The 204-nt window shown below is 44.1% G+C and carries 1 protein-coding gene; it reads right to left on the bottom strand.

All coding sequences use genetic code 11. The features are described from left to right. Nucleotides 1-5 precede the first annotated feature (5 nt). On the bottom strand, nt 6-204 hold a 199-nt coding region (locus HMPREF2955_RS16285; RefSeq protein ID WP_210401305.1), incomplete at its 5' end, for a hypothetical protein.

Below are 204 nucleotides of genomic sequence, written 5' to 3'. Positions count from 1 at the left end.
TTTCGTTAAGCCAAATGAACAATGTAGAGCTTGCCCGAACATTGGCGTGGCGAGAAAACGCACTTTTCTAGAGACGAGAAAAGTACGATTAACTCGTTCACTTGTCCACTTGTCTTCTTGCCAACCTGTTCGCCAGTTGGTTCGCCAGCCATTGTAATCTTTTCAGCGGGAATTTTAACATTATGAGTGCCCTTTTTATCCACC

Origin of the sequence: Prevotella sp. HMSC073D09 (assembly GCF_001814145.1) — a bacterium.
GTDB classification, from domain to species: domain Bacteria; phylum Bacteroidota; class Bacteroidia; order Bacteroidales; family Bacteroidaceae; genus Prevotella; species Prevotella conceptionensis.
This window is presented reverse-complemented; position numbering and strand designations above follow the sequence as displayed.